Origin of the sequence: Methanoregula sp. (assembly GCA_041645435.1) — an archaeon.
In the GTDB taxonomy this organism is placed as follows: domain Archaea; phylum Halobacteriota; class Methanomicrobia; order Methanomicrobiales; family Methanospirillaceae; genus Methanoregula.
Window position 1 is genome coordinate 1 of sequence record JBAZQB010000005.1, and the last position, 23,404, is coordinate 23,404.

Genomic DNA, 23,404 nt, shown 5'->3' on the forward strand with positions numbered 1-23,404 from the left:
ATAATAGTATAAGACAGGCAGGTGGAGTGCCACAATTTATAAATCGGACCCCCGCGATTGTATATATCTCAGTGTGGGTTATCGATAACCACAAAAACAACTAAAATGAGGTTATTTAATGGGACAGGGTAAATTTGCAGCCAGAAAGATGGTTCGGGACTCAAATAAGTTCCGGTGGGCAGACAAGAACTACGCCCGCCGTGAGCTCAATCTCGATGTGAAGTCAGACCCGTGTGAGGGTGCTCCACAGGCGAGAGGTATCGTGCTGGAGAAAGTCGGTGTTGAGGCAAAGCAGCCCAACTCAGCTATCCGGAAGTGCGTGCGCGTGCAGCTGATCAAGAACGGACGCCAGGTCACCGCGTTTGCGGTGGGCGACGGAGCGATCAACTTCATCGATGAACACGACGAAGTCGAGATCGAAGGCATTGGCGGTCGTCTCGGTCGTTCCATGGGAGATATCCCCGGCGTCCGGTACGTGGTTACCAAAGTGAATAATGTCTGCCTCCATGAAATGGTCATTGGCAGGAAAGAGAAACCGCGCAGGTGATTGAGATGACAGAAACCGAAGCAAAGAGCGCAGGACAGAAACTGCTGTTCAACAAATGGGACATTGGCGAAGTCAAGGTTATCGATCCCAGTCTTATACGCTATGTGACTCTCACCGCCCAGATCATCCCCCACTCCTGCGGCAAGTTCTCACGCCAGGAATTTGGCAAGAGCAACATGATGATTGTCGAGCGGCTTATCAACCGCCTCATGCAGACCGAGAATAATACCGGAAAGAAGCAGCTGGCAATCCGGATCGTGCGGGATGCATTTGAGATCATCAACAAGAAGACCAAGCGCAACCCCATCGAAGTTCTGGTTGAGGCAATCGCCAACGCCGGTCCCCGGGAAGAGACCGTCCGCCTGAAATACGGTGGTATCAATGTTCCGAAGTCGGTTGACACTGCCCCCATGCGCCGTGTCGATACTGCCATTGGTTTCCTTGCAGAAGCAACCCTGAAGGGATCCAGCACGAGCAAGAAGAGTGCAAGTGCAGTCCTTGCCGATGAACTCATCGCCGCCTCAAAGGGCGACATGAAGTGTTTCTCGGTAGGGAAAAAGGAAGAACGCGAGCGCATTGCAAAATCCGCCCGTTAAACATCTTTTTTTGAGGTAATTTTCATGGTCCGCGGCAAAAAATCAGTCGAGCGCGTAACTGAGCTCATGAAGGAACCGAAGCACATTCGGAACATCGGTATTGTGGCACACATTGACCACGGCAAGACGACTCTTTCTGACAACCTGCTTTCAGGTGCAGGCATCATCTCTGAGGAGCTTGCAGGAAAGCAGCTCTTCATGGACTCAGATCCGGAAGAGCAGGCCCGTGGTATCACTATTGACGCATCCAACGTCTCAATGGTGCATGAGTACGAAGGTCAGGATTACCTGATCAACATGATCGATACGCCCGGTCACGTTGACTTCGGTGGCGACGTCACCCGTGCGATGCGTGCGGTCGACGGTGCGGTTGTCCTCGTGGACGCAGTCGAGGGCACCATGCCCCAGACCGAGACCGTGCTCCGGCAGGCCCTCAAGGAGGGAGTCCGTCCCGTTCTCTTCATCAACAAGGTCGACCGGCTCGTCAACGAGCTGAAAGTCGATGAGATGGAGATGCAGATCCGTCTCGGCAAGGTTATCGATAAGGTCAACAAGCTCATCAAGGGTATGAACGAGGAAGCCTACAACAGCGGCTGGAAACTTGACGCTGGTGCAGGTACGGTAGCCTTTGGGTCTGCGCTCTATAACTGGGCAGTTTCGGTACCCTTCATGAAGAAGAGCGGAATCTCTTTTAAAATTGTTTTCGATAAGTGCCGTGCAGGCGACATGAAATACCTGGCAAAGAACAGTCCGCTCTCAGATGTTCTTCTGGATATCGTGGTTCATCAGCTGCCAAACCCCCTTGAAGCACAGAAGCGCCGTATCCCGATCATCTGGCACGGCGACAAGGAGTCCAAGGAAGGAAAGTCGATGATCAGCTGCGATCCCAAAGGTGCCGTCGCGATGATGGTCACTGATATCTCCTTTGATCCCCACGCCGGCGAAGTCGCCACCGGTCGCCTCTTTTCCGGCAGCCTCAAGCGCGGCGATTCACTCTATGTGATGGGTTCGGCATTGAAGGAAAACCGTCTCCAGCAGGTCGGTATCTTCATGGGTCCCAAGCGTGTCGAAGTCGAGGAGATCGTTGCCGGGAACATCGCCGCAGTCACTGGTCTCAAGGATGCAATTGTCGGATCTACGGTCAGCTCCCTCATGGAAGTTACGCCATTTGAATCCCTCAAGCACTACAGCGAACCCGTCATGACTGTTGCCGTCGAGGCAAAGAACATGAAGGATCTGCCCAAGCTTGTCGAAGTGCTCCGGCAGGTAGCGAAGGAAGACCCCACTCTTGCCATCTCCATCAACGAAGAGACCGGCGAGCACCTGATTGCCGGCATGGGAGAACTCCACCTTGAGATCATCACGGGCCGTATCAAGCGCGACAAGGGTGTGGAAATTATTACTTCCCCGCCGATCGTGGTTTATCGTGAAACCGTTACCGGCACAGTTGAAAATGTTGAAGGCAAGTCCCCCAACAGGCACAACCGCTTCTACTTTACCCTCTCTCCCCTCCCCGATGAGATCGTCAACCTGATCAAGACCGGCGAAGTCTCCATGAACCAGCAGATGCTGGAGCGCCGTGACGTGCTCATCAAGGCCGGCATGGAAAAGGACGAGGCAAAGAGTGTCAAGATGATCAAGGGTACGAACATGCTCATCGACAGCACCAAAGGTATCCAGTACCTCAACGAGACCATGGAACTGGTCATCGAAGGTATCCACGAGGCACTTGCCGGTGGTCCTCTTGCTGACGAGCCTGTCCAGAACCTGAAGATGGTTCTTACCGATGTCAAGCTCCACGAGGATGCAATTCACCGTGGTCCGGCACAGGTCATCCCTGCAGTCCGTGGCGCAATCAAGGGCGGCCTGCTGCTTGCCGGCGACTCGCTTCTTGAACCCGTCCAGAAGATCCAGATCACGGTTCCGATGGACCAGATGGGTGCGGCAACCTCCCAGATCCAGGGACGTCGCGGCCAGGTCTTCGATATGACCAGCGAAGGCGACACGATAACCGTTGCCGGTAAGGCTCCGGTCGCTGAGCTCTTCGGGTTTGCCGGTGATATCCGGTCTGCAACCGAAGGTCGTGCCATGTGGAACACGGAGTTTATCGGATTTGAACTCGTGCCCAACAACATGGTCAAGGAAGTCGTTGTGGCAATCCGCAAGCGCAAGGGCTTAAAAGAGCAGATGCCTACGCCGAGCGATTACCTCTCTGTATAATCTTTTACCCAATTACCCAGTCCCTTATTTTTTCTTTTTTTCATACACTGCACCACTTCAACCCTCACATGCACCATACTGTATGCTGTATTTATGAGAATTTTTCGCAGCAGATCCCGCTTAAAAAATATCAACCAGACCCTGCCCGGAATAGTTTGAGCAAACCTTGAGTGAAAATTTTTCATCGAACTTTGATTTTTATTTTTGAACCAGACCTTGCTTGAAAAATTTCAATCAATGTCTGATTTTTAATTTTGAGCCGGACTTTGCTTGAAAAAAAATTTCCGGACTCTGCTTAAAAATTTTCGATCGAACCCCGATTAAAAAATGTTAACCGGACTTTGATCGAAAATCTTTGAAGGGTTCCCGATTACAATTTTTTGACTCTGGGATTTTAAGGAGATTTGACGCTTTTGGGGGTTCCGGCGCTTCGCGCCTCCACCCCCGCCGCGTGGGCATCCCCCATGTAGCGATAACGCTCCACGCGGTTGATGCAAACCCGATACCATGAAGGGGGGTCAAGGGGTGCTCCCCTTGGGGTGCTTCCCCCTCTGGGGGAGAGAGGGGGTCACACTCGCTGCTGCTGAAGAAAATAACCCGACGAATAGAGAAAGGAGTTCTCAAGAGTCGGATAACTCAGGTCAACCAAAAAAAAAGTTAGGACCGGGGAAATTCTCCGGTCCCGTTTGTTTTTAGCGTATTACTTTGGGTTGTTTCCGCCCGATTCCATGTGGTCCAGTACCCGGTCCCACACTACCAGCATACCGGGGATGATCACGTAGGCGAGCAGACCCGTCCCGAGGAACGCCCCCATGATGATGAGTTCGTTGTCCATCATCATCACTCCAGTGCCGGTACGGTGTCTGCCCAGGTCTCGACCCTGCTCCGGATGGCTTCGTCCGTGAATGACGTAAGGGTCACCTGGTCGCGGCTGAAGTTGACGGAGTAGATCTCGCCGTTTGCATCGTGGCACCGCAGGGTTGTTGCGTACTTCTCGTTGTCGGAGTCCCGGAAGTTTGTTCCCCCGAAGGTTGTCTTCAACTGGACATCGTCCTTGATCTGGTTTGCGGCGCTCGTGAAGGCCGCGATGGTGGAGGCCCGGATGGTAATGACCGCGATGGTGTTGGCCTCTGCGTCCTGGTATACGATCCGTGCGGTGTAACCCTGCTTGCTCTTCTCTACGGGTGCGTGGCTCACTCCCGATGCGTTGTAGGAAACGCACTGGAAGGGGTTGTTCGTGATGACGCCCTGGACAATGTTGTCAAAGGCCGTCACATCGGCTATCGGTTCGACGATCTTCCGAACCGCGCTCTTGGTTGTGCTGCTGATGCTAAAGTCTGCCATAATCTATCACTCCTTTCTAGTTTTTTCCTTGTCCTGGTTCCTCCCTGGCCGGGCCGTTGTGGCGAGCCGACCTCCGCGTTTCGCGACCTGGATCCTCTGGATCCGTGGTGCGAGCAGACGAGGGCTCTGAGCGGTCCGTGCCATACTGGTCTCTCCTGGATTTGGCGGGACCCACGATGGTTCTCATCGCGTTCCCGGTGTTTGTTCGGACTTCTGTACTCTGGTGTCTTGCGGGGCGCCCGTTTGACATACCAATATGGGTTTTTCGAGAGTATACTCCCATTTCAGGGGGTACGAACCGGCGCGTTTGCAGCCCCGGCCTCCGGTTCCGGGGCTGCTGTCATGCGGATCGGATGATCGGCTCTTCGCGGGAGGATTGAGCCGTTCCAGCTGTACCGGATCTGCGGGCTGAAGGGGGCATCCATGCGGGCGAGGTTGCCCCGGACAACCTCGTACCAGACCCAGCCGTGCGGCCGGGAGGTGATCCAGAGCTCGCGGTTGCAGGGCGTCCCGATGCCGGTCTCCGTGAGCGCGGCAATCCGGTCAGCGTATGCTTCCATGACCGCGTGGGCATTATTGATGGGAACCTTCGACCGGATCGCGATGATGGTGGTCGGTCCCACGTTATCGCCGGCGATGATATCAACCGGGCTGCCGGTCCCGGTGATCTTGAATACGCGTTTCTGGTGTGCAAGCGCGATGAGGACTGCTTCATCCACTACCCGGTTTGCGTGGTGCTGGCCGGTCATTCCTCCCACTCTCCTGTCATTGCACCAATGCCGGATACGCTCCTGCCGGTTGCGATCTGCCTGCCATTGTTCATAGTGTTCTCCTGCTGTTCCTGGTTCTTTTCTGTTCCGTATACTGCGGGTAATCCGTTCATTTTTTCACTTCTGCTGGGTTTTTGTTCGACAACGATTCCTTCGGGCGCTGGTGCTCAAACGATCTCTATCCAAAGACGCCGGTCCGGGGAGAGCCGGGGCTATTATCCTGAAATTTGCTGCTTTTTTCGAATCGGCAGGTAACCTACAGGATTACGACCACGATTAAGAACCCGGAACACCGGACCGACGTCTACTGACGATTTTTAAAGAAGGTGAAGAGCGAGAAGAGTGGGGCGTGGCCGCTCGTTAACCTGTACCGCTTCCCCATGTCCAGAACATTTCCATCGGCTGCTACAAGGACCGGTTTTGCACGGCGAACTGCTGATAAGATTTCAGGCTCGAACACGCGGGCTATTCCCGCGAATTTTGCTTTGAGCCACTTCATTGTTCGTCCGACGTATCTGCTGATCATTGTATTGATCCGAATGTTAACCGGTCGGGTTATAAACTCTCGCTTTGGTTCGGGTTTTTTCGCAGTTAATATGGTGCGTATGCGGGAATCAGGGCTTGGATTGGGTTTGGATTGGCATAACCTCTGGGTTAGCTTAATCGGGAGGTGGAAGCGCGGCTGCGGGATTTGTAACGGAGGGTTTTGCGGGGCCGGATTCGGTAGGGGAGTGGGAGGGGCGGCAAATTAACCGGGCATGATCTTGTTTGCAGATTGGCTGGATCCTCTCTCTATGTACTGTATAGTATAGGGGCCAGAAGCGGGCGTTTTTGCACTATACTAAGTGGCATGCCAGGGCCGAGTAGGATTCGGGAGAAGGGGTGATCAGGATCGCTGAAGGAAAATGAGAGACCTGTCCGGCATTACGATTCGGTTTAATGGGAATCAACGATTAAGACCCCGGATTGTTTCCCCGTTTACTTACACAACCAAACCCGTTCTAAGTATATACAATGTATACATACACGGTTTTGTGCCTAATGCGTAAACTCCCGTTTACTTAGAGCCGTGGATTTATTGTAGATGAACCCAGAATATAGTTGCAGGAGTTGTGGTGAATTATGGGAAGAAAAGCCGGGGAACTTGTCCGACAGGATCGAGGGTTTGATGCATTCATCCCCAATCCGTTACCGCCGGAGATTGAATACGATGATGAGCTGCATTTTCTCCTCTCGAAGGCAGACGCAGCCTTGGCCCGCCTTGACGGGGTAACCGAGGTTCTCCCGAATCCCGATATCTTTGTTGCAATGTACGTGAAGAAGGAAGCACTGCTCTCCGCCCAGATTGAAGGAACGCAGGTCTCCCTTCAGGGTGTGCTGGAGTTCGAAGCAAACCTCAAGCCAAAGGAGGATATCCGCGATATCAGGGAAGTCATCAATTACATACGGGCCATGAATTATGGCGTTGAGCAACTCCAGAAGGGTGACCTGGACCTTGCGTTAATCAACGAGTCCCATAAGACGCTCATTACCGGCACAAGAGGTTCGGATAAAAATCCCGGCAGATATAAAGACAAACAGAATTTCCTGGGAACCCCGGGAGGGACGATCTTTCAGGCATCATTTATCCCCCCGCCACCGGCAAAAATTGAACCGCTTATGCTGGAGCTTGAAAAATTCATCCAGGAAAAAGACAAACTGCCGGTACTCATCAAAATTGCACTGATTCACGCACAGTTTGAAACGATCCACCCCTATCTTGACGGTAACGGGAGAATGGGCCGGCTTCTCATCACGTACTATCTCTACTGGACGAAATCGCTGTCAAGGCCCCTGCTTTATCTGAGTTTCTATCTGAAGAAATACAAACCGGAATATGCTGAACACCTCAACAGGATCCGGTTCCATGATGACTGGGAAGCCTGGCTGAAATTTTTCTTAAAGGGTGTTATCGAGGTATCCGAGAATGCGATCCAATCGGCACGGGAGATTATCGCGTTGAAGGATAGTTCGATTAAAAAACTGATCGAAAACAAGGTGGGAGGAACGAATGCGATCCGATTACTCGATCTCTTATTCGACAATCCAACCGTATCAATACGGGAAGTTGCGGATAAACTGGAGATCAGCCCGGTTGCTGCAAATAAACTGGTCAACAAAATGGTAGGCTTAGGAATCCTGCTTGAAATCACCGGAAAAGAGCGCTACCAGATGTTTGCATTTGTCGATTTTATTAAAATTATAGAAAAAGGGACACGAGTGTAATTATCCCCTCATATTTTTCCTCCCGCCACCTGGTTGACCACCGCCCCCGCCAGCCGCCCCTGAACGCCCGCCCTCTCTTTCAGGCGCAATTCAAGGGCATCGCACAACGCCATCAGCGCATCAACCTTCGCAACAATGCGGTGTTGAAATGAGGGCTACTTCTCCGCATTTTTTATTCTCTCAAATTCAAAACCGAATATCTTAATTTTACTTGCAAATGGTAATAAAAACAATCCGAAAACCACACCAAATAGGGCAATCCTTTCCGGAGTTAATACGAGAATATTTGCAAAATTAAGGAGTAAAACGAGGATACCGAAACCTCCCATCCCCCAACATACAAATTGAAAATTTTCAATGGCATTTTCTTTTTTCTTTAATAAATCGAAAAGGGTTTTTTGACGGGCACTATTCGCCAAAACGGAAATGTTAGGAATTTGATCCGAAAACGTTTTTTCGCTTTCTAACTTTGCAGTTACAGAGGTGCTGGTCCTACATTCACCTTTTAACTCAACAGAATTTTTTATCCCGATTTTTTCAGTTAATTTGACATTGTTTGCAGGTTCTTGTTTTACCTGAGATATCTCCAAATGACTATCATTCGATGGGTCTGGAAATACGATAAATAATGGAATATTTTGTTCATTAAGGATAGAGGCATAATTTCGTACTTGTTGTTCGGCTGAATCAACTGATCTTTTGTCTTTTCTTCCTTTAACTTCAAAAAGTGCAATTGGTTTGTTAAGAATATCATCAATAATTGCCAAGTCGACACGATGTTTGTTATCAATTGGCCATTCAAGCGCTATCGAATCTTCGGAGACCCCCTGCTGTTTTAAGGTTTCAATCAATTTGTTGATTAGTTCCCCATCACGATATTCTCTCATATTACTCCCAACCCTATGCTCTTTACAACTGCATCCGCAAATTTACTTTGGATCGTCGCCCTCTCTTTCAAGCGCAATTCAAGGGCATCGCACAACGCCATCAGCGCATCAACCTTCGCTACAATGCGGTGCTGTTCCGCGAGCGGGGGGAGTGGGAATAAAAATTGCTTTAGAGAGACTCCCGTAAGATGCTTTATTGTAGATCCAGTGAATTGTTCCGATAAGCGACCAGAATTCATTGCGTCTTTCAAACAGAAACACAACCATTCAGGAAGGAGCTGATCTCCAACACGTACTCGATGGAGAGCCTTTTGAAAAATGTATTTTTTTTCCGGCCCCTTCCAAATTGCACATCGTCCGGGCTCGCCCCCCTCACAAATTAAAACATCGCCGTGTTGAAGAGACAACTCTTCTCTTTCATTATCAGTGGCTTTGATGTTTTTAATATCGGATAAATCAAATCCAAACCAACGGACATTTGTATTTCTAAGATAGGGTGTTAACATTCCTTGATTTTTTGCCTTATCAAGCATCTTTCCGAGACGACATCTTGTAACTTGATTAAGAGTCACTGATTTCCATCTTTTCAGAATTCCGGTCTCATGCCATCCTTCAGTCAACCGCCCCTGTACTGCCAAATTCAGGATTGTTTGTCGGAGAATCTCGATATTCTCTGGACAATCACAGATTAAAGTAAAAGCGGTAAACACTTGCGCCCACTGCCGCTCGAACGCCACCGGGCTCTCCGCGTTCTGCAAACTCGCAAGGCTCGCGGTGCCAAGTTTGAGGCAGCCCGCCCGTTCCTGCTGCTGTCGGGCTTCGAGTTCATCGCAGAGCGCCATGAGCCGGTCGACTTTCGCGACAATGCGGTGCTGTTCGGCAGTCGGAGGTACTGGGATTAACCCCACATGGAATTTTTGATCATTGATAGCAGGATATGCCATTCCGGTCATCTGTGATTCCACATATTCAACGAACGGTTTACTCCGAAGGTAATAGAAGAGATATCTGTTCGAGATTCCCTCAAAAGGATGTACTACAGCAAATGCTGTACTGACAATTGGTTCCGGATTGAAGTCTTTATCGACGATTGCAATATTTAAAAGATACGGGCGAACCGTGGAATAGATCACGGTTCCATTTTTGACAAGTTTCCGTGCTCGCGATGGAGCCTCGTTTGGTTGAAGTACATTTACATCATCACCAATCAGCCCTTTTTCTTTGTTTATTGCGGTTACATCGATATAAGTAAAAATTTTATCCGGTACTTTTTGCCCACAATTATACCCGATGTCCTCAAGTCGTAACCAAATCCAGTTTTTAGGAACTTGAAATGGGATCTCTTCAGATTCAATTTTAGGGAGTGCACGGGATTTTGAAATTTCTCCTTTCTTTATCAGCCGTTTTTTTTCTTCAAGAATTTTACATGAAAGTTTACCTGCCGGCTCATCTCCCGCATCCTGCGTCCCGAGTTTCCCCCGCACCGCGAACTGCAAGATCAGTTCCCGCAACCGGGCGATGCCATCCGGTGCAGTGGCGAGCGTGGCGAAGTGCTCGAAGAGGAGGGTGTCGGTCATTGCCGGGTTCGCGGGTGTTGGATTGTTCATTGTCTAACGTCCAAAAAATTCTCCAACATTCTCCAATCCTTGTATGCATTGTATGCAAAGTATGCAATGTATGAATGCCCTGTTTCCGATTTCAGGGCATTTAATGGGATTAAATTTCTCCAATAACTCTCCAATAGATCTCCAATAACGCTCTTGAAAAATGGATACCGGAGGGGACCCCTTTGGAATCATGATTGGTGCTCTGATGTGAGGACCCACCGTGCACCCCGTGTTTTCCCGACGGTTTTCAGTGTTCCATCTTTACGCATTTCCTGAAGCAGATCCTTGATGTACTGGCGTTTCTGGGTCTCATTCAGTGCATCAGAAACCTTATCGATCAGCAGATCTTCAAACGTGTTCCGGTTTGCTTCACGATATGTTTTAAGATAAGCGACGATCATATCTTTGAAATGACCCCGGTCAAATGGCCGTTTCCTGATATAATCCGCCCGGGTATCTGTCTCCGCAGCAACCTTTTCAGAGAGGTAGAGGTTCGGGCGCCTTCCCTCTATCAACTTCTTTGATTTGAGAGATTTGAATTCAGTATCAGAAAGAGAATATCCTTTCTGGACTTTATCGAGTGCTATCACATCTAGGATATCCAGATCCTTATGCCGGACAAGCATGCGGGTATATTTTGGGTCGATAATTTTCCCGGTTATTCTCACGGATACTTTCCCTGCCTGTGATAAATCATAATCTGGCAGCGGGAAGTTTCGCTCCCTCTGGACCCGGAACATGCGCCGGATCCCGCTTCCTATCGTATCAATCAGGTTAAGGTTGACCATGGCTTGTGCGAGGAACGGGTTGCGGTAATGATCCGGAGGCGAATCACTGATGATAAGGGAATCTACGGAACCGGGGATGAACTCCCCCCGGTTGGTAAACAGGAGGGAATCATCGTTTTCAACAATTGAAATCCGGGCTCCCTGAAGGTAATCCTGATGGGCAATGCAGTTATGGAGAATTTCACGCATCACCCATGAGTCATACTGGGAAAGTTCTAGCGGGAAGAGTGTCTCATCCGTCATATGACGCACGGTAAGGTTCCGGATCTTTTCAAAAACCTTGCCAATGGCAAGAATAAGGGGGAGTCCGAAATGAGCGTAGTCTCTTTCCACGCCCGATGCATCCTTTAACACCCATGTTATCTGACCGATTGCTGGCGACAGATGGTGCAGGGAGGTACTATTTCCCAGCAGCAGGATCGCAGTGTTGGTGATCTTTCCATCAGTGCACAAGCCGGCCCGATTCAGAAATTCACTATCCGTCCAGACATCCACATCTATGGCAAGGTGGGAATTCTTTTTCTTGTATTCCTGTCGGGCGAATGCGATAGCTGCCGGATCGAGATCGGCAATCGTAGCTTTTTCACAAACGCGTGCAGACCAATCGAGTGTTGCACCCTGATCCCGGATTCGTTGGATCTCATTAAGAGTGAGCGGTTCAAGGGAATCGTGGACCCGGCCATAGACGCGGCCCTTCCATTCAGTGGGAACACCCCTTGTAGCCGGAGGAATCCTGAACATCACAACCCTTCCCTCAGGAGTCCTGAGTTCGTGAATTGAGGAAAACGTCAATCCGTGATTTGTTTGCTGAGAGATTTTCTGTTTCAGTTTGTCAAGGCCGGGGGGAGTCTCATGAAATTTTGAGCCAATGATTTTTCTGGGATACTTGTCCGTCACGCCAAATATGAGCCACCCTTCGGGTTTTTCATTCAGATTTGCTTCATTGCTGAGAGCGGATACATAGCGCCCGATAAGTTCGAAATCTACACCTTCCTCCTTGAACTCAATCCATTCCGTTTCAGTACGGAGCGTTATCAGGTTATGTAAAACCGCAAGCAAATCTTCAGACATTCCAAGTCCTCACCGGATTATTTCTTTCCCCCAAGTGATGCCATCAGTTCACGCTTCAGCGCCTCTCGCGTCTCCGCCGCCTCTGCCCGGATCCGCTCGTACTCGCGGAGCAGTTCCACCGGATCGCCCAGTTCGTCCGGCACCACGTTCGGGTTCTTGATATCAAGGTTGAACCCGTTTGCGATCACCTGCTCGACCGGCACCCGCCACGCATGATCGGTCTCGGTGCGGTTCGTCCACCACTCCACCTCGGGTACGAACTCCTCGATCCGGATGGGCTTTGTCTTGTTATACGATTTGTAGCCCTCGGGATAGGTGTGCTCGTAGTACCAGATCTCTTTGGTCGGTTTGCCTTTCTCAAAGAAGAGAAGGTTCGTCTTGATGCCGGTGTACGGGGCAAAAACGCCGTTCGGGAGCCGGACAATCGTATGAAGGTTGCATTCCGTCAGGAGTCTCTCCTTGATCCGGCTCTTCACGCCCTCGCCAAAGAGCGTGCCGTCCGGCAGCACGATCGCTGCCCTGCCGCCATTCTTGAGGAGGTGCATGATCAGGACGAGGAAGAGATCGGCGGTCTCCCGGGTCTGGTACATGGAGGGGAAGTTCGTCTCGATCCCGTCCTCCTCCATGCCGCCGAACGGGGGGTTCGTGACGATCACATCCACCCGGTCCCGGGCCGAGTAATCCTTCAGCGGGCGGGCGAGCGTGTTGTCGTGACGGATCTGGATCGGGACATCGATGCCGTGCAGCATCATGTTCGTCACGCAGAGCAGGTGGGGCATCGGCTTCTTCTCGACCCCGTGGATCGAGCTCTGGAGCAGTGCCTCGTCTTCGATTGTCTTCACGGACATGCGCATATTCTCGATCGCACAGGCAAGGAACCCGCCGGTACCGCAGGCCGGGTCCAGGATCGACTCGCCGAGTTTCGGGTCCACCATATCCACCATGAACTGCGTCACGGCCCGGGGCGTGTAATACTCCCCGGCATTGCCCGCACTCTGGAGGTCTTTTAAGATCTTCTCGTAGATCTCCCCGAACAGGTGCCGGTCCTCGGTCTTGTTGAAATCAATATCATTGATCTTGTTCGCTACCTGCCGGACCAGCGTCCCGTTCTTCATGTAGTTGTACGAATCCTCGAAGACCTTGCGGACGAGGATCCCGGAGCCGTTTAGTCCGGCCTCCGCAGGCAGTTCCTTCAGTTTCGGGAACAGGTCGGCATCGATGAACTTCAGGAGCACGTCCCCCGTGATCCCCTCGGGGTCTGCTGCCCAGTTCCGCCACCGGAGCCGTTCCGGCATCGGTGACCGGTACCCCTTCTTGAACAGTTCGTACTCCTTCTCCTTGTCATCGAAGATCTTCAGGAAGAGCATCCAGCCGAGTTGGCTGATCCGCTGGGCATCGCCATCTACACCCGCATCCTTCCGCATGATATCCTGGATCGTCTTGATCGTAGTACCGACTGCCATAAAAAAACCGGATTCTCCTTATTCGTGCCGTTCAGCACTCAGCGGTGTAGAGACACTGCTCAAGCCGACGTATTGCTGACATATAGTTGGCGCTCCCGCCAAAAATAGTGTTCACAATTTCCAGTGGTGTGCCGAACGTGGTGAACGGGTCCACCCGCAGCACTTCCATGCTCTCGATATCGGTGATCCCGCCATCGGAATATTTCGACAGGAGGGCATCGAGTACCTTCCGGGCCTGCTCGCCATACTTCGTGAAGTAATTCGCCTTCCGGACCTTTGCCGCCCGCTCCCTCCGGGACATCGGAGGCTGGCCAAAGACCACATGGCAGATCAGGTCAAAGGGATCATAATCCTTCCCCACCTGCTCCTGGAGCGCCTCGAAGAGTACGCCCTGCTCCTCCAGTTCCTCCAGGATCACCGTCTTCTGCTCCGCCTTCGTCCACGAGTTCATGAACGCACTGAGCGTAGCATACTGCCGGGTCACGTTCTTCTTCGTGTAGTCTTCCAGCGACTCGGTGATCAGCTTCCCGTCCGCAGCCATATACTGGACCCGCTCGGCAACAACGGAAACCGGCACATCGTTCACCACGTACCGCCTCGTCCCGTCTCCCGGAGGTTTGGGCAAAGGAGGAGCAATCGGATCGGTCGGGTCGTACAGGCTCCCGTCCAGCGGTTCGCCGTCAAAGTCCGGGTCGGCGAAGAGCTCGCTCACCTTCCGGAAGTCCATGATCGTAAAGAAGAACTTGTTGTAGTCCTCGTTGATCCGGGTCCCGCGGCCGATGATCTGCTTGAACTCGGACATCGACTCGATCCTTTTATCGATCACGATCAGCTTGCAGGTCTGGGCATCGACGCCGGTTCCCATCAGTTTCGAAGTCGTCGCAATCACCGGGTACTTCGAGTCCGGCATGATGAAATTGTCCAGTTCTGCCTTCCCGTCGGGGCTGTCACCCGTGATACGGACAATGTACCGGCCATTCTCCTTCACCAGATCGGCGTTCTCGTTCACGAGACAACTCCGCATCCGCTCGGCATGATCGATATTCTCGCAGAAGACGATCGTCTTGTCGTACCTGCCGGTGTTCTTTAAGAAATCCGAGATCTTCCGGGCCACGAGTTCCGTCCGGTGCTCTAAGACAAGGCTCCGGTCGAAGTCCTTCTGGTTGAAGATCCGGTCCTCTATCTCAACACCGTATTTGTCCTTCTGTCCCCGGGTTGGTCGCCAGCCCTGTAAATCCTTGTCCAGATCGATCCGGTACACCCGGTACGGGGCAAGGAACCCGTCCTCGATCCCCTGCTTCAGCGAATACTCGTACACCGGCTTTCCGAAGTAATGGACACTGGAGACGTACTTCGTCTCCTTCGGAGTCGCTGTAAGACCGATATGAGTCGCGGTCTTGAAGTAATCAAGGATCTCCCGCCACATCGCATCGTCCGCCGCACTCCCCCGGTGGCATTCGTCAACGATGATCAGATCGAAAAAGTCGGGAGAGAACTGCTTGTAGATATTGCGCTCCTCCTCATTGCCGGACACTGCCTGGTAAAGCGAGAGATAGATCTCGTAACTCTTGTCCACCTGCCGGTTCGTGATCTTCGTCATCGCGGACCCAAATGGCTTGAAATCGTTCGTCTTTGTCTGGTCGACAAGGATATTCCGGTCCGCTAAAAACAGGATACGCTTCTTGGTCCCGGACTTCCAGAGCCGCCAGATGATCTGGAATGCCGTATAGGTCTTGCCGGTGCCGGTCGCCATGACCAGCAGGACCCGGTTCTGACCGTTCGCGATTGCCTCGATCGTCCGGTTGATCGCGTTCACCTGGTAATAGCGGGGCATCTTCCGTACATCGTCGATATAGTAGCCCTGCGTAATGATCTGCTCTTTTCTCTCATCCAGACCTTTCCATTTCCGGTACCGGGTCCAGAGGTCCGTAGGTCGGGGAAACTCCGTAAGAGTGAGCTCATGCTCCATGGGTTCATAATTGCCGGAACGGTCGTGCAGCAAAAACCCGTCACCATTGGAACTGAACACAAACGGGATATCCATCATCTCTGCATAGGCAAGGGCCTGCTGCATCCCGGCGCCTACGATGTGATTATTGTCCTTTGCCTCGATCACAGCAATCGGAAGATTGGGTTTGTAATAAAGGATATAGTCAGCCCGTCGCGGCTTGGCCCGGCTCACGGAGTTACCGTTTACAAGAACCCGGCCATCCGTGACATTGACCTCTTCCCGTATGTGGTGATGCTGGTCCCAGCCCGAGAGGGTTAATGCGGGTGTGATGAATTTGGTGCAGATGTCCCGCTCGCTTAACTTCTTCTTGTCCGATGTGTCCATTCAGTGATTCTCTCTATCTTTGACAATCCGCTAATATCTTTCTATATAAATATCAACATCTGCAACACCCGCAATAAGATCTACGGAACAATTTTCAATCACACTTTGAATTTTATTTTTCAACCAGACCTTGCCCAAAAAATTTCAACCAGACTTTGATTTTATTTTTTTAACCAGACTTTGATTGAAAAAAAATAATCAGACTTTGCTCAAAAATTTTCAATCACACTTTGAATTGTAATTTTCAACCACACCTTGCCTAAAAAAAATAAATCAGACCATGCTCAAAAATTTTCAATCAACCTATCAGCCCCTGCTTAAAATCCGTTCACCGATCAACCAGACTCTGCTTGAAAATGTAAAAACGCGATCCGTTCCTGATTCTTTAAACCGAAAGGGAGAAAATCCGGTCAACACCTCCGACGTGAACCCGCACCGGTATCTCACCCAAACCGTACCTCCGGCCACTCAGCAGGATCAATCAGACTCTGCTCAAAAATGTTCAATCGGGTACGCGATCGCGATTGAAAATCATTTCCGGATCAACCAGACCTTGATTGAAAAATGTTAACCAGACTTTGAATTTATTTTTTCAACCGGACTCTGCCTAAAAATTTTCAATCGAACCTTACTTGAAAAATTGTAACCAGACTTTGATTTTATTTTTTCAACCAGCCTCTGCTTAAAAAAATAAAATCGAACCTTGATTAAAAAAATAAAACCAGACTTTGATTTTTATTTTTTAATCAAACCCTGATTGAAAAAGAGATCTGCCGGCCAGAAAAATCCGAAAAAGCCGGCTCCGCAGGAAAATACCGGTGCACCAGATCCCGGAGCTCGCTGGTGCTGTCCGGAGCGATTATGCACCACAATCCCAATGGAATAGATCCGTTTTGTCAGCGATTGCACCGCCGGCCGAACATGCCCCCGGCCAAACGCCAGCAGAACCAGAATAAGATAATCTCAAAATCCGAAAACCCGCACACATTGTTGCGAAGCAAAACCTTCGCCCTGTAATGGTAAAAAAAGATTTTCAGACCATTACGGCACGGATAATCGTTACATCCTTGGCCGGGCGATCCCCGCGCAGGGTCTTTGTCTTGCCGATCTTGTCGACAACATCCATACCTTCCACAACTTTCCCAAAGACCGGGTGTTTGTCGTCAAGGAAGTTGTTGTTGACAAGGTTGATGAAGAACTGTGATCCGCCAGTGTTGGGGCCGGCATTCGCCATCGAGATGGTGCCACGGTTGTTCCGGTTGGCTGGTCCGAACTCGTCCTTGATCGCGTACCCGGGTCCGCCCATGCCGGTCCCCTGCGGGCAGCCGGCCTGCAGCATGAACCCGTCGATAACCCGGTGGAAGATGATGCCATCATAGAAGCCTTTTTTCACGAGCGTTTCAAAGTTGCCCGCAGTGACGGGCATAGCGGGATCGAGCGCGATGGTGATGTTACCCATGTTTGTCTCGAGCCGCACGATATTTCCTGCTGGTTCTGTCATGATATGCTGTAGGAGTATTGGGTCTGTTGATTCTTCTGTGTTGTGAATGCCTGCCATCTTAAAGCAAGGGAAAAAAGGAGATTAGATCATGACCGCTTTAAGGATTGTCACGTTCTGGAGCGGGCGGTTTTCCTGTCCACCGGAAGTCGGTACTTTTGCGATCTTATCGACCACGTCCATGCCTTCTACCACTTTTCCAAAGACCGGGTGCCTGGTATCCAGGTAATTGTTGTTGACCAGGTTGATGAAGAACTGAGACCCGCCGGTGTTGGGGCCGGCATTTGCCATCGAGATGGTGCCGCGGTTGTTCCTGTTGGTGGGTCCGAACTCATCCTTGATTGTGTAACCCGGGCCACCGCGGCCGGTGCCGGTCGGGTCGCCACCCTGGATCATGAACCCGGGTATGACACGGTGGAAGATCACGTTGTTGTAATATCCCTCGTTCACGAGTGTCTCGAAATTACCCGTGGTGATGGGCATACTGGGATCGAGCGCGATGACAATGTCTCCCATGTTAGTTGAAAGACGGGCCCGTTTCCACGCCTCCGTGGAGATCCCGGTCGCAGCCGTTGTTACCCCGGGAGTTACCTGGATGGTCCCTGTTTCCGTTTTGGTTCTGGCCGATGATACCGATTGCTGGGTACACCCTGCAGCGAGAAGAAGTGCCACAACGAGTACACATGCCAGCAGTACGGTGCGCACTGGTAATGACATAGTAGAGAATGGTTGGAACGATAAGAAAAAAGAAGTTGCGGGACATCAGCCCCGCTTTATGGGTGTTTTTCACTCACCTTTCTTCTCGTCCCTGCGGCCGAACCAGAAGATTGCACCAACCGCCAGGATCATCGAGATGATACCGGTGACAAGGATCAGGTATCCTTTCCCCCCCATGTAATTCGTGTAGTCGGTAGCTGACATATCAATGGCGAGCACTGCGTGTGTGTTACCGTTCGAGTTACTCAGGGAATCATCGATCGGTGCATACGCCGACATGAACGATCCATATTTGGTAGTATACGGTTCTTTGGATGAAGTCGGGCGGGATAGTGCTTCAAAGATCTCCATCGTATCAGGAGACGTTGACAGTTCGCCGATCTTTGCAGAACCCTGCGGGTCATCGGGATACAGGTCATCTACAAGGAAGGTAATGGATCGATCCGGGTTCACTTTTAAGATATACGCGTTGAGAATGTGATCGTCCATACTGCGGAGCGTGCGCAGTTCCTTTACCACTGCCAGGTATTTCGGCGATCCTTCATCGCCGGCTTTGAGCAGGACAACATCACTTCCATTGATCTGGGTTGCCATTACTCCTGCCGTTGATTCAAGTCCGTTGCGGACCGAGTCCTTGATTGCGGCAGTCGAACTTGTGTATGCAAGAGCCGTCAGGCTCCCGATGATGATAATCACGACGATAGTGCTTATCCAAAGTAGTGTTGATTTTGAACAGGTACCGGTCATTTCAGCTTCGCCTCCTTAACCCTATCACAATTCCCAGGATGGTTACCATTCCTCCAATCAGGATAACTGGTGAGGATGCGCTCTGCGGTGTGGGGGTTGGTGCGGGTGTCATCCCGATTGCGAGCGGGGTTGTCTGTCCCGAGACGACCGTTACCGTACCTGAGTAATCGGTATACCCGGTATACTTCAGCAGAATCTGGTGCTGGCCCGGATCGATCTCGGTGATGGTTGCCGGGGTATATCCCCTGAATATGTTATCAATCAGGATCTCTGCGCCTGATGGTGTTGAGACTATGTTGATTGCACCGGCTGCCGGCACGGGCGTGGGACTCGGTCCGATACGGGTCATGACCACGGGCACGTATGTGTTGGCATTGGGTTTGACATACACCGTCTCGATCCAGTCATTGTATCCTGATGCAGTGAGTTTGACGATATGGCTTCCCGAGGGTATGTTGTTGAGTGTGAGACCCCCTGACGGGTTGGTGATACCCTGATAGGCACTGTCCAAAAACACACTGGCACCGGCCGGTGCGGACCCAATGGATATTGATCCGAAGATTGCCGGGGTCAGGCTGGGACCAATCGTCTGTGAGCTGCCTGCAGTGACATATACGCTCGTACTCCAGTCATTGTAACCGGGTTGTTTGAGTACGATGTTGTGGTTGCCGGGATAGAGTGTGAGTGTTATCGGGGTTACACCATTGTAGGTGCCGTCAACATACACCTGTGCCCCGCTGGGGCTTGATTTAACATATACCGTTCCTGTGTTACGGGGTGGTTGTGGAGACTGCTGGAGCGTGGGATAATACGCTGCGGTCTGCCCTGCATATACGTTGATCGTCTGGGTATTCGGGGTGTACCCGTTCAGGGTCGCCTTCATGGAGTAAGATCCCGGTGGCAGGTTTGGGATCGTGATCGGAGAATACCCGTAATAATTCCCGTTCATATAGATCGCAGCACCTGCAGGATTTGACTGGGCATAGATCGCCCCGTTCTGGACCGGGGGCACGGTCGTCGGGGTGACGATTGGATTTATCGTGGCGTAAACCTGGACATGCTGACCACTCGATGGCATACCAGAGAGCGGACCTGACCATGTGGTGTAGCCGGATTTTGATACGGAAACCGTCCTGACCGGAGTACCGGTTGGTGATACCGCTACCGAGAGTATTCCCCCGGCAATATTGCCCTGGGGGGCACCATCGAAATAGACCGTGGCGCCGTCAACATTGCCATAGGTGTCAATCCATCCTTTACCTCCGCCAACTTCCGTGGGTTCAATCGTGATGGTAATTTCTGTGGTCGGTATGCGTGTGGGTTCAGTGGTGGGGGGGGTGACAACCGTCGGAATCGTGATGGTTGGTTCGGTCGTGCGCTCTGTGACAACAGTTGGCATTGTAGTTGGTGCTGTTGTGGGTTCCTTGGTTGGCGCTGTTGTCGGAACAGTCGTAGGGATTGTTGTGGGAACGGGGGTTGGTTCTGTCGTCGGGACGGGTGTCGGTTCGGTTGTTGGTATCGTTGTCGTCTCGGTTACCGGGGGGGTGACATCACCGACACCAATACTCGCTGATACTGGAATGGTACAGACTGCACACAGCATCAGAATTATGGTTATCATGAAAAATCGTCTTTTCACTGTATCTCTTCCTGTACTCTAATTTCAGGAGAGCGCGCTATTTATAGCATACGTTTTTTTAGAGATTGACGGCAAATCAGATTTTTTATTAAAATTTACAGGGAGCTAAGTTCCTTTATCACATTGGATAATCGCGAGATCCCGATTTTTATCATCTCTTCGTCAGGGTTCGAGAAGTTCAGCCGTATGGTATCCCCACCACCCCCGTCCACATAAAACGGCATGCCCGGAAGCACGGCAACTTTTTGTAAAACCCCCTCGTCAAAGACCCTGCGGGAAGAGATGCCGGATGGGAGGGTTGCCATAAGGAACATTCCCCCTTCAGGAGTTGTGTGGGAGAGCTGGGGCAACTGGTCATCGAGCAGATCGCACATCAACCTGCACTTCCTGCCGTACACGCGGGTAATGTGACGGATATGGTCATCGAGATTGTGCGTGGTCAGGTACCGGTGCAGGATCTTCTGGCAGAGGAAATTGGAATGCAGGTCTGCCGCCTGCTTGACGACATTGAACGGAGTGAGAATTGTCCGGGGCGCATAGATCCAGCCTATCCGCATGCCTGGTGCGATGATCTTGGAGAATGAGCCAGAGATGACGCTCTGGTCAGGCAGGTACTTTGTTACCGGCATCCGGGGTTTTGTGTCAAAGAAGAGTTCGCCGAATGCATCGTCTTCATAAAAGACGGTGTCACTCGTCTGGAGTATATCGGCGATCGCCCGGCGTTTCTCCTGTGAGTATGTCCTGCCCGACGGGTTCTGGGAGTTGGGAATGCCGTAGAAGAACTTCGCGTTGGTCGTTTTAACGAATCGTTCGAATGATGCGAGATCCGGGCCATCGTCTTCCAGCGGAACGGTATCGATGACCGGTTCATAGAGTGAAAAGGCCTCGATGGCACCGAGATACCCGGGCCGTTCCATGCCGACATGATCGCCGGTATTGAGAAAAATTTTGGCAAAGAGATCCAGGCACTGCTGTGAGCCGTTGACGATCTGGATCTCTGCTGCGGTTGCCGGCAGTCCCAGCCGGGTGCGATAGCGTTCAGCGATGTACTCCCGCAGCGGCAGGTATCCGTCAGTGGTTGTGTACTGGAGCGCGATATGGGCATCCTCTTCCATCACCTGTCGTGTTGCCTGTGCAATCCCTTCGGTATCGATCAGTGCAGAGGAGGGAAGTCCGCCCGCGAACGAGATGATGGATGGGTTGTTCGAAACGGAGAAGAGTTCGGAAAGAAATGACACCGGTGCCCGTTTGATCCTGTCTGCGAAGTGAAATGACATGAATTGTTCCCGCTGGTTGATCAGGTACCTGATTGGTGATTCACCACGAAAAAACCCGTGTATCCGATCAAGCGCTAAGTACTCGCTCCTGTCCGGATTACTCACAAACTTCTTTTTTCTGCCTCACCCAAACGGTACCCTATGACCCAGACCCGTGCGGATGATGCAGCAGCCATGTTCACGAATGGTTTTTCCTGTTCGCAGGCAGTCTGCCTTGCATTTGCAGAAGATTTCGGTATCGATCGCGAAACTGCCCTCAAACTCTCCTGTGCTCTCGGCGGCGGAATGGCACATTCGGGCAATACCTGCGGGGCGGTAACAGGTGCCCTCATGGTGATCGGTATGAAGTACGGGCGTACCCGGCTTGACGATCTGGCAGCAAAAGAGAAAACCTACACCGTGGCTAACGCTTTTATGAAGGAATTCCTGCGGAGGAATCACTCACTGAACTGCACGGATTTGATCGGGCACAACCTTTCTGATCCCAACGCTCTTGCCCTTGCACGGGAGAAAAAACTGTTTCATACGAAATGTGCAGGGTTCGTACGGGATGCCGGAGAGATCCTGGAGACGGTTCTCTGATCTTATTTGAGGAACAATTCCTTCAGTAACTTCTGAATGTGCACCCAGAAAAAAAGAGAGAATTTGTTTAAGTCCCCGGACTTCCGGAAGAACTTACGCAGTGTCAGCTACTTCGATCCTGATGATCTCTGAGTTGACTGCACCCATGGTCTTGTGCAGGACTTCACAGCGGGCATCATGCACCCGTTCGATGGATGCACGAATACTGGCGAGTGCTTCACCCTGTGTGCTGCCCCGTCCAAGAGCCTTCGATAACTCAACGCACCGGGCGGTATATCCGCCATCTGCCTGAGCATCGAGGATGATGGTGTAGTGCATGATCATACTAAAAAGAGATATTTCTTCACATAGTTTTTGGTCGGATTCAGCATTATCTCCCTGGGATTGCCAAAAAAAGCGGTTCAGCATGATCCCGTGCCCCGTTCATTCATGTGGTGCTACTGCTTAAAAGAGTAAATTTCCACGAGCAGTACGGGATACCGGGCAGCGATTCCGGAGGACACGAAATGCACTCGGTTGCGATCCGCATATCGATCTCCCGGGCAAAGAGGGGAAAATCCACAAGCCCTATGGATTTGCACGGGAAGCGTGGCATCTTCTTACGCTCGCGGGCTGCATGCACCCGGCAGGTCCTCATCGTGAGGATGAGAGTATTGTTATCGGGACGCACGATCTGCTGTTCGTTGATGAGATGAAACAGCCGGTTCTTCAATGCAGTTTCAAGAGCATCCAGTCCGCCCCCCCGGGGAAGATCCAGCCGTGTAAGAATCCTCCGCGCTTCAATAACTGAAAACTGCTCCCAGACACGGCGGTCCATCTCAAGCGCAGTCTCCATCCCGTATTCCTGCTCTACTGCCTGGAACCAGAGCCCGTCGATTGCCAGCCAGTTCTTCGCTGCATCCGCAAGTTCTCTTGTTAGCAGGTGCTCTTCTGCACGGGTCATAGCATGAGATTCGCGATGGAGGAACAAATACCTGATCAACACTGCCTGTAACGGTGACCCTGGTAGTTATGTTCGCATCCTGCCAACATCAGCACAATTATGCAACGG

General features: G+C 51.4%; 23 protein-coding genes. 5 read left to right on the top strand and 18 right to left on the bottom strand.

Annotation, left to right across the window (positions count from 1 at the left end; genetic code table 11):
• The first annotated feature begins 118 nt into the window (after window positions 1-118).
• Genes WC593_10840 through WC593_10850 form a run of 3 tightly spaced genes read left to right on the top strand, consistent with a single transcriptional unit; the run spans window position 119 to window position 3,363 of the window.
• The gene (locus WC593_10840) at window positions 119-547 is read left to right on the top strand and encodes a 30S ribosomal protein S12 (protein ID MFA4825639.1); all 429 of its coding nucleotides are present in this window, start codon (window positions 119-121) and stop codon (window positions 545-547) included.
• 5 nt (window positions 548-552) lie between these two features.
• A complete protein-coding gene (locus WC593_10845; protein ID MFA4825640.1) occupies window positions 553-1,143 on the top strand; it encodes a 30S ribosomal protein S7 in 591 nt (196 codons plus the stop codon).
• 24 nt (window positions 1,144-1,167) lie between these two features.
• Window positions 1,168-3,363: an elongation factor EF-2 gene (locus WC593_10850; GenBank protein ID MFA4825641.1), complete on the top strand. Its 2,196-nt coding sequence runs from the start codon at window positions 1,168-1,170 to the stop codon at window positions 3,361-3,363.
• A gap of 700 nt (window positions 3,364-4,063) precedes the next feature.
• Here the strand turns inward: WC593_10850 and WC593_10855 are convergent.
• The 6 genes from WC593_10855 to WC593_10880 form a co-directional block, all read right to left on the bottom strand.
• Window positions 4,064-4,198, bottom strand: a complete 135-nt coding sequence (locus tag WC593_10855) for a hypothetical protein (protein ID MFA4825642.1) — start codon at window positions 4,196-4,198, stop codon at window positions 4,064-4,066.
• 5 nt (window positions 4,199-4,203) lie between these two features.
• The gene (locus tag WC593_10860) at window positions 4,204-4,707 is read right to left on the bottom strand and encodes a hypothetical protein (protein MFA4825643.1); all 504 of its coding nucleotides are present in this window, start codon (window positions 4,705-4,707) and stop codon (window positions 4,204-4,206) included.
• Window positions 4,708-4,713: 6 nt separating this feature from the next.
• On the bottom strand, window positions 4,714-4,851 hold the full coding sequence (locus WC593_10865) for a hypothetical protein (GenBank protein ID MFA4825644.1): 138 nt from the start codon (window positions 4,849-4,851) through the stop codon (window positions 4,714-4,716).
• Window positions 4,852-4,991: 140 nt separating this feature from the next.
• Window positions 4,992-5,456 (bottom strand): hypothetical protein, encoded by a 465-nt coding sequence (locus tag WC593_10870; protein MFA4825645.1) that lies wholly within the window; start codon window positions 5,454-5,456, stop codon window positions 4,992-4,994.
• Window positions 5,453-5,590, bottom strand: a complete 138-nt coding sequence (locus WC593_10875) for a hypothetical protein (protein MFA4825646.1) — start codon at window positions 5,588-5,590, stop codon at window positions 5,453-5,455. The genes WC593_10870 and WC593_10875 overlap by 4 nt, the downstream gene beginning before the upstream one ends.
• Window positions 5,591-5,781: 191 nt before the next feature.
• Window positions 5,782-6,003: a hypothetical protein gene (locus WC593_10880; protein ID MFA4825647.1), complete on the bottom strand. Its 222-nt coding sequence runs from the start codon at window positions 6,001-6,003 to the stop codon at window positions 5,782-5,784.
• Between the two features lie 596 nt (window positions 6,004-6,599).
• On the opposite strand from WC593_10880, the gene WC593_10885 reads away from it, so the two are divergent.
• Entirely contained in the window at window positions 6,600-7,742 is a 1,143-nt protein-coding gene (locus WC593_10885) for a Fic family protein (protein ID MFA4825648.1), read from the top strand.
• A 155-nt stretch (window positions 7,743-7,897) separates the two neighbouring features.
• Here the strand turns inward: WC593_10885 and WC593_10890 are convergent, their stop codons facing one another.
• The 10 genes from WC593_10890 to WC593_10935 form a co-directional block, all read right to left on the bottom strand.
• Window positions 7,898-8,629: a hypothetical protein gene (locus tag WC593_10890; GenBank protein ID MFA4825649.1), complete on the bottom strand. Its 732-nt coding sequence runs from the start codon at window positions 8,627-8,629 to the stop codon at window positions 7,898-7,900.
• A complete protein-coding gene (locus WC593_10895; GenBank protein ID MFA4825650.1) occupies window positions 8,626-10,206 on the bottom strand; it encodes a restriction endonuclease subunit S in 1,581 nt (526 codons plus the stop codon). Before WC593_10895 ends, WC593_10890 begins: the two co-directional genes overlap by 4 nt.
• Window positions 10,207-10,424: 218 nt before the next feature.
• A complete protein-coding gene (locus WC593_10900; protein MFA4825651.1) occupies window positions 10,425-12,095 on the bottom strand; it encodes an RNA-binding domain-containing protein in 1,671 nt (556 codons plus the stop codon).
• A 17-nt stretch (window positions 12,096-12,112) separates the two neighbouring features.
• Window positions 12,113-13,558 carry a class I SAM-dependent DNA methyltransferase gene (locus tag WC593_10905; protein ID MFA4825652.1) on the bottom strand — a complete coding sequence of 482 codons (1,446 nt, stop codon included), beginning with the start codon at window positions 13,556-13,558 and terminating at the stop codon, window positions 12,113-12,115.
• A 31-nt stretch (window positions 13,559-13,589) separates the two neighbouring features.
• Window positions 13,590-15,893, bottom strand: coding sequence for a DEAD/DEAH box helicase family protein (locus WC593_10910; GenBank protein MFA4825653.1), 2,304 nt, complete (start codon window positions 15,891-15,893; stop codon window positions 13,590-13,592).
• A gap of 1,033 nt (window positions 15,894-16,926) precedes the next feature.
• Window positions 16,927-17,394: a peptidylprolyl isomerase gene (locus WC593_10915; GenBank protein MFA4825654.1), complete on the bottom strand. Its 468-nt coding sequence runs from the start codon at window positions 17,392-17,394 to the stop codon at window positions 16,927-16,929.
• Window positions 17,395-17,475: 81 nt separating this feature from the next.
• Entirely contained in the window at window positions 17,476-18,108 is a 633-nt protein-coding gene (locus WC593_10920; protein ID MFA4825655.1) for a peptidylprolyl isomerase, read from the bottom strand.
• 69 nt (window positions 18,109-18,177) lie between these two features.
• Entirely contained in the window at window positions 18,178-18,855 is a 678-nt protein-coding gene (locus tag WC593_10925; protein MFA4825656.1) for a hypothetical protein, read from the bottom strand.
• Window position 18,856: 1 nt separating this feature from the next.
• Window positions 18,857-20,476, bottom strand: coding sequence for a PEGA domain-containing protein (locus WC593_10930; GenBank protein ID MFA4825657.1), 1,620 nt, complete (start codon window positions 20,474-20,476; stop codon window positions 18,857-18,859).
• 113 nt (window positions 20,477-20,589) lie between these two features.
• A complete protein-coding gene (locus WC593_10935) occupies window positions 20,590-21,771 on the bottom strand; it encodes a PLP-dependent aminotransferase family protein (GenBank protein ID MFA4825658.1) in 1,182 nt (393 codons plus the stop codon).
• Window positions 21,772-21,912: 141 nt separating this feature from the next.
• On the opposite strand from WC593_10935, the gene WC593_10940 reads away from it, so the two are divergent.
• Window positions 21,913-22,353, top strand: coding sequence for a C-GCAxxG-C-C family protein (locus WC593_10940; protein ID MFA4825659.1), 441 nt, complete (start codon window positions 21,913-21,915; stop codon window positions 22,351-22,353).
• A gap of 93 nt (window positions 22,354-22,446) precedes the next feature.
• Here WC593_10940 and WC593_10945 read toward each other — a convergent pair whose 3' ends face one another.
• On the bottom strand, window positions 22,447-22,671 hold the full coding sequence (locus tag WC593_10945) for a type II toxin-antitoxin system HicB family antitoxin (GenBank protein MFA4825660.1): 225 nt from the start codon (window positions 22,669-22,671) through the stop codon (window positions 22,447-22,449).
• A 109-nt stretch (window positions 22,672-22,780) separates the two neighbouring features.
• Window positions 22,781-23,296: a DUF6125 family protein gene (locus WC593_10950; protein ID MFA4825661.1), complete on the bottom strand. Its 516-nt coding sequence runs from the start codon at window positions 23,294-23,296 to the stop codon at window positions 22,781-22,783.
• Window positions 23,297-23,404: the final 108 nt, after the last annotated feature.

Bases quoted from the DNA above. Each gene is read 5' to 3' on its own strand.
- WC593_10840 (MFA4825639.1), top strand. From the start codon at position 119: ATGGGACAGGGTAAATTTGCAGCCAGAAAGATGGTTCGGGACTCAAAT.
- WC593_10845 (MFA4825640.1), top strand. From the start codon at position 553: ATGACAGAAACCGAAGCAAAGAGCGCAGGACAGAAACTGCTGTTCAAC.
- WC593_10850 (MFA4825641.1), top strand. From the start codon at position 1,168: ATGGTCCGCGGCAAAAAATCAGTCGAGCGCGTAACTGAGCTCATGAAG.
- WC593_10855 (MFA4825642.1), bottom strand. From the start codon at position 4,198: ATGGACAACGAACTCATCATCATGGGGGCGTTCCTCGGGACGGGTCTG.
- WC593_10860 (MFA4825643.1), bottom strand. From the start codon at position 4,707: ATGGCAGACTTTAGCATCAGCAGCACAACCAAGAGCGCGGTTCGGAAG.
- WC593_10865 (MFA4825644.1), bottom strand. From the start codon at position 4,851: ATGGCACGGACCGCTCAGAGCCCTCGTCTGCTCGCACCACGGATCCAG.
- WC593_10870 (MFA4825645.1), bottom strand. From the start codon at position 5,456: ATGACCGGCCAGCACCACGCAAACCGGGTAGTGGATGAAGCAGTCCTC.
- WC593_10875 (MFA4825646.1), bottom strand. From the start codon at position 5,590: ATGAACGGATTACCCGCAGTATACGGAACAGAAAAGAACCAGGAACAG.
- WC593_10880 (MFA4825647.1), bottom strand. From the start codon at position 6,003: ATGATCAGCAGATACGTCGGACGAACAATGAAGTGGCTCAAAGCAAAA.
- WC593_10885 (MFA4825648.1), top strand. From the start codon at position 6,600: ATGGGAAGAAAAGCCGGGGAACTTGTCCGACAGGATCGAGGGTTTGAT.
- WC593_10890 (MFA4825649.1), bottom strand. From the start codon at position 8,629: ATGAGAGAATATCGTGATGGGGAACTAATCAACAAATTGATTGAAACC.
- WC593_10895 (MFA4825650.1), bottom strand. From the start codon at position 10,206: ATGACCGACACCCTCCTCTTCGAGCACTTCGCCACGCTCGCCACTGCA.
- WC593_10900 (MFA4825651.1), bottom strand. From the start codon at position 12,095: ATGTCTGAAGATTTGCTTGCGGTTTTACATAACCTGATAACGCTCCGT.
- WC593_10905 (MFA4825652.1), bottom strand. From the start codon at position 13,558: ATGGCAGTCGGTACTACGATCAAGACGATCCAGGATATCATGCGGAAG.
- WC593_10910 (MFA4825653.1), bottom strand. From the start codon at position 15,893: ATGGACACATCGGACAAGAAGAAGTTAAGCGAGCGGGACATCTGCACC.
- WC593_10915 (MFA4825654.1), bottom strand. From the start codon at position 17,394: ATGACAGAACCAGCAGGAAATATCGTGCGGCTCGAGACAAACATGGGT.
- WC593_10920 (MFA4825655.1), bottom strand. From the start codon at position 18,108: ATGTCATTACCAGTGCGCACCGTACTGCTGGCATGTGTACTCGTTGTG.
- WC593_10925 (MFA4825656.1), bottom strand. From the start codon at position 18,855: ATGACCGGTACCTGTTCAAAATCAACACTACTTTGGATAAGCACTATC.
- WC593_10930 (MFA4825657.1), bottom strand. From the start codon at position 20,476: ATGATAACCATAATTCTGATGCTGTGTGCAGTCTGTACCATTCCAGTA.
- WC593_10935 (MFA4825658.1), bottom strand. From the start codon at position 21,771: ATGTCATTTCACTTCGCAGACAGGATCAAACGGGCACCGGTGTCATTT.
- WC593_10940 (MFA4825659.1), top strand. From the start codon at position 21,913: ATGACCCAGACCCGTGCGGATGATGCAGCAGCCATGTTCACGAATGGT.
- WC593_10945 (MFA4825660.1), bottom strand. From the start codon at position 22,671: ATGCACTACACCATCATCCTCGATGCTCAGGCAGATGGCGGATATACC.
- WC593_10950 (MFA4825661.1), bottom strand. From the start codon at position 23,296: ATGACCCGTGCAGAAGAGCACCTGCTAACAAGAGAACTTGCGGATGCA.